The sequence below is a fragment of the Oceanisphaera psychrotolerans genome (assembly GCF_001870485.1).
Classification (GTDB): Bacteria; Pseudomonadota; Gammaproteobacteria; order Enterobacterales; family Aeromonadaceae; genus Oceanimonas; species Oceanimonas psychrotolerans.
Map to the genome: position 1 here is coordinate 1 of NZ_MDKE01000048.1, position 5,368 is coordinate 5,368.

General features: G+C 58.0%; 3 protein-coding genes. 1 reads left to right on the forward strand and 2 read right to left on the reverse strand.

The features are described from left to right. Positions 1–125: 125 nt before the first annotated feature. Positions 126–1,544: a uracil-xanthine permease family protein gene (locus BFR47_RS14270; protein ID WP_071473696.1), complete on the reverse strand. Its 1,419-nt coding sequence runs from the start codon at positions 1,542–1,544 to the stop codon at positions 126–128. Positions 1,545–1,898: 354 nt separating this feature from the next. Continuing rightward, entirely contained in the window at positions 1,899–2,711 is an 813-nt protein-coding gene (gene ppsR / locus BFR47_RS14275; RefSeq protein ID WP_071473697.1) for a posphoenolpyruvate synthetase regulatory kinase/phosphorylase PpsR, read from the reverse strand. 188 nt (positions 2,712–2,899) lie between these two features. Between ppsR and ppsA the strand changes: the two genes are divergently transcribed. Then, positions 2,900–5,278 carry a phosphoenolpyruvate synthase gene (ppsA, locus tag BFR47_RS14280; protein WP_071473698.1) on the forward strand — a complete coding sequence of 793 codons (2,379 nt, stop codon included), beginning with the start codon at positions 2,900–2,902 and terminating at the stop codon, positions 5,276–5,278. Positions 5,279–5,368: the final 90 nt, after the last annotated feature.

Consider the following 5,368-nt stretch of genomic DNA (forward strand, 5'->3'; position numbering starts at 1 on the left):
ACACGTACCCAGTCAGAAAGAAAAATGCCGTTCACCTTAAGTGAACGGCATTAGGTCATCAGACCAGCTTTTAACAGGAACATCAGCAGCTATGGATATTCATTCTTGCCTTCAGGTTTACCCTTTCAGCTGCCGGCTTCGATCTTCATGCCTTTGCTCTGAAAACCGGCATCAGACTTTTCCTTTGCGCCTCCGTTCATTTCCTGCTCGATTTGTTCGCGTTCGCGGGCTTCATCCTGCAGCGATTTCTTGGGCAGTACCATGTTCAGTACGAAGGCAACGGTGGCGGCCACGATAACCGGCGAGCCAATCAGCATGCGGGCGGTATCCGGCAATTGGGCAATGGCTTCGGGCACGGCATTGATGCCCATGGCCAGGGCCACGGACAGGGCGGCGATGGTGATGTTGCGGGAAGACAGTTCGTCTTTTACCAGCAGCTGGATACCGGTCATGGTGATCATGCCGAACACGATGATGGTGGCACCACCCAGTACCGGGTAGGGGATGGTGGTCATGGCGGCACCGAACTTGGGCAGCAGGCCGGCCAGGATCAGGAAGACGGCGGCAATGCCCAGCACATAGCGGCTGATCACCTTGGTCATGGCCACGATGCCCACGTTCTGGCTGAACGAGGCGGTGGGCAGGCCACCGAAGAAGGCACCGATCAGGGTGCAGGCCCCGTTGCCCAGCAGGCCGCCGGACAGCTCGCTGTCTTTCATTTCGCGGCCCATGCCACCGATGGCGGTAGCCGACAGGTCGCCGATGGTCTGTACCGAGTTGACGATGCAAATCACCACCATGGAAATCACGGCCGAGGTGTGGAATTCGATGCCCATGGCAAAGGGAGTCGGAATCATCACCCAGGGCGCATCGGCCAGGCGGGTAAAGTCGACCATGCCAAAGAAGAACGACAGGGTGTAGCCCACCAGAATGCCGACAATAATGGCCGCCAGACGGAAGTAGCCTTTGGCAAATTGTGAACAACATAGCACCACCCCGAGGGTGGTCAGACCCACCAGCCAGTTCTGGCCACTGCCGAAGCCGGCGGCGGCAGTGTTGCCGCTGCCGGCCATGTATTTAATCGCGATGTCATACAGAGACAGGCCGATGACCAGTACCACGGTGCCGGCCACGACCGGCGGAAACAGGTGACGGATCTGCTTGATAAAGATACCGACGATGATCATGGCGATACCACCGGCGATCTGGGCACCCAGAATGCCGGGAATGCCGTAGACACTGCCGATGGCAATCAGACTGGGTACATAGGCGAAACCCACGCCGAAGATGGTGGGCATGCCGGCACCGAAACGGGCGACGGGGTAGAGTTGCAGCAGGGTGGATACGCCGGAGAAAAACAACGCTATCTGCACCAGCAGCATGGTTTCCTGGGCGGTAGCACCGGCCACCCCCGCCACGATGAGGGGCGGGGTGACGGCGCCCATGATCATGGCCAGTATGTGCTGGAACGAAAGCGGCAGCGCCTGGCCGAAGGAAGGCTTGCCGTGGTAATCGAATACTGACTTGCTTTGACTGTGTTTCATTGCGATAAGTCCCTGAGTGTTGCTCAAGTGGGTTTAAGCTTCCTTCTCACGCTGGCTTTTTTGTTTTTGTGCGCGAGCAAGGCCACATAACCGGTACGGCATGACGCCGCCGGTTTCCCTGTTGAACATCAGGTTGTGTACATGATGTGTTGCATCATCAGCGGTGACATTACACACAATCAGCCAACAACCCGATATTCCTCTTCATAACCGAGGTTATGTTCTACACCGTGCCGAGTTAAACTCTGGGGTTAATGTATACATTTATGTAAACGATAAATCAATCAGTTGTTTGTTTTTGTGTGCAATGTTTCAGGTTTTATCGCAAATAAGGTCTGTTTTTATTGTGTGCAATCAGTAGATGCGCCGCCGGATGCCGGTGCGCTCGAGGATCTTGACCGAAATTTCTTCCACCGAGTGATAGGTGGTGTCGATAAAGGGAATGGCCTCCATGCGGAACAGTCGGTTGACCTGCTCCAGTTCGTAACGGCACTGCTCGGGGTCGGAGTAGAGGCTGTCGGCCCGGCGGCGCTGACGAATTTCCTGCAGGCGACCGGCGTCGATGGTGAGCCCGAACAGCTTGTGACGGTTGGACTTGAGTGCCGGCGGCAGGTTCAGCCGGCTCATGTCCTGATCGATAAAGGGGTAATTGGCGACCCGGATACCGAACTGCAGGGCCAGATACAGGCTGGTGGGGGTTTTGCCGCAGCGGGACACGCCCACCAGTATGATATCGGCCTCGTCATACTCTTTGGTGGTGACCCCGTCGTCGTTGTCGAGGGCGTAGTTGACCGCATCGATACGGCTGTCGTAGTGCTGCTTGTTGTCCATGCCGTGGGTACGGTGAGTGCGAGGCTCGGCCTTGACACCGAGTTGCTGTTCGATGGGCGCCACGAAGGTATTGAGGAAGTCATAACACATGGCATCGCTGCTGGTGATGATATTGCGCAGGGTGTTATCCACGATGGTATGAAATACCAGCGGCTGTTTGCCGCTTTGATGATAGCTGTTGTTGATCTTGGCCTTTACCGCCAGGGCCTTGTCTTCGTCTTCCAGAAAGGGGATGGTAAATTGCTCGAAAGGCAGGGGAAACTGGCTTAACACCGCATGGCCGAAGACTTCGGCTGTGATCGCCGTCCCATCAGATACATAAAAAACAGTGTGCATGGGACCTCCAGATCTCACTTTTAGGTATTGGTGCAGGTTAACCGTTTACCTGCTTTTTGGCGCCATTGTAGAATCATTCGGTGCGCAGGCCCACCCGCGCCATCAAATAATAAAAGGGCCGGAGAACAAGCACATTTTTAGAGTGAGATACGGAACCCCCCAAGAACAACTTTGTTGGAGACGTGGCAGTGCAGGAATATGTGATTTGGTATGAACAGCTCGGTATGCACGATGTAGACCGAGTGGGTGGCAAAAATGCCTCTCTGGGCGAAATGATTAGCCAGCTGGCCGGCGCCGGAGTGTCGGTTCCCGGCGGTTTCGCAACCACCGCCTTCGCCTTTAACGAGTTTCTGGAGCAAAGCGGACTTAACGCAAAGATTCATGAGCTGCTGGATACCCTGGATGTCGATAACATTGCCGCCCTGGGTGAGGCCGGCCGTCGCATTCGCCAGTGGGTGATCGACACTCCCTTCCAGCCCGAACTGGAAGCCGCTATTGCCGGTGCCTATGCGGATCTGACCGGCAAAGCCGGCGACCAGGCCTCCTTCGCGGTACGCTCTTCCGCCACCGCGGAAGACATGCCCGACGCTTCTTTTGCCGGCCAGCAGGAAACCTTCCTCAACGTGCGTGGCCTGGATGCGGTCATGGTGGCCATCAAGCACGTATTCGCCTCCCTGTTCAATGACAGAGCCATTTCCTACCGGGTGCACCAGGGCTACGATCACCGCGGTGTCGCGTTGTCTGCCGGTATTCAGCGCATGGTGCGCTCCGACATCGCCGCCTCCGGTGTGATGTTTACCCTGGACACCGAATCCGGCTTCGATCAGGTGGTGTTCATCACCTCATCCAATGGTCTGGGTGAAATGGTGGTACAGGGCGCGGTCAACCCCGATGAATTCTATGTACACAAGCCGACCCTCAAGGCCGGTCGCCCGGCGGTGGTGCGCAAGACCCTGGGTTCCAAGCTGCAGAAGATGATCTACGCCGAAGACGTGGAACACGGCAAGCAGGTGGACATCAAGGAAACCAGCAAGGAAGAGCGCCGCAGTTTCTCGCTGACCAACGATGAAGTGATGGAGCTGGCCAAGCAGGCGGTGATCATCGAACAACACTACGGCCGCCCGATGGACATCGAGTGGGCCAAAGACGGTATCGATGGCCAGCTGTACATCGTACAGGCGCGTCCCGAAACCGTACGCAGCCGTCAGGACGCCAATGTGCTGGAGCGTTTCGCCCTCAACGAAAAAGGCCAGGTCATCGCCGAAGGCCGGTCTATCGGTCACAAAATCGGTGCCGGTGTGGCCAAGGTGATCTCATCCATCGAACAGATGGACGAGATCAAGGCCGGCGACGTGCTGGTAACCGACATGACCGACCCGGACTGGGAGCCGATCATGAAACGGGCCGCGGCTATCGTCACCAACCGGGGCGGCCGTACCTGTCATGCGGCCATCATCGCACGCGAGCTGGGTATTCCCGCCGTGGTCGGTTGTGGTGACGCCACCCAGCGCATCAGGGATGGTCAGGAAGTGACCGTGTCCTGCGCCGAGGGTGATACCGGCTTTATCTACGACGGTCAGCTCGAGTTCGATATCAACACCTCCGAAGTCGGCTCCATGCCGGATTCACCGGTGAAGGTGATGATGAACGTCGGCAACCCGGACCGGGCCTTCGACTTCGCCCAGCTGCCGAACGCCGGCGTGGGTCTGGCGCGACTGGAGTTCATCATCAACCGCATGATTGGCGTGCACCCCAAGGCGCTGCTGAATTACGACACCCAGAGCCCCGAGCTCAAGCTGAAGATCGACGAGATCATCGCCGGCTACGAGAGCCCGCGCGAGTTCTTCGTGGCCAAGCTGGCCGAGGGCATCTCCACCCTGGCCTGTGCCTTCTGGCCGGAGCGGGTGATCGTGCGGATGTCCGACTTCAAGTCGAACGAGTACGCCAACCTGCTGGGCGGTGATGCCTACGAGCCGGACGAAGAAAACCCCATGCTGGGCTTCCGTGGCGCCTCTCGCTACATTTCCGAGGACTTCCGCGACTGTTTCGCCATGGAGTGCGAGGCGATGAAGCGGGTGCGCAACGACATGGGGCTGACCAACGTCGAGGTCATGATCCCCTTCGTGCGGACCCTGACCGAAGCCGCTTCCGTGATCGACATTCTGGCGGAAAACGGCCTCAAGCGTGGCGAAGCCGGACTCAAGGTCATCATGATGTGCGAATTGCCGTCCAACGCGCTGCTGGCGGACAAGTTCCTGGCCTACTTCGACGGTTTCTCCATTGGCTCCAACGACATGACCCAGCTCACCCTGGGACTGGATCGGGACTCGGGTCTGGTGGCTGGCTCCTTCGACGAGCGGGACGAGGCGGTGAAGGCACTGCTGTCCATGGCCATTCAGGCCGCACGCAAGGCCGGCAAGTACGTGGGCATCTGCGGGCAGGGCCCGTCGGATCACGCCGACCTGGCCGCCTGGCTGGTGGAGCAGGGCATCGACTCGGTTTCCCTCAATCCGGATACCGTGATCGACACCTGGCTGTACCTGGCCGAGCACTCGAAGAGCAAGTAAGCGGGTTCGGTGACAGGTTAAAGGACGCTTCGGCGTAATGCCGATCAGTTAAGCCAGATCGCTTGACGATCCCGCTCAGAAGATCAAAAT

Coding starts and splice junctions, on each gene's coding strand:
- ppsR (WP_071473697.1), bottom strand. CDS start 2,711: ATGCACACTGTTTTTTATGTATCTGATGGGACGGCGATCACAGCCGAA.
- BFR47_RS14270 (WP_071473696.1), bottom strand. CDS start 1,544: ATGAAACACAGTCAAAGCAAGTCAGTATTCGATTACCACGGCAAGCCT.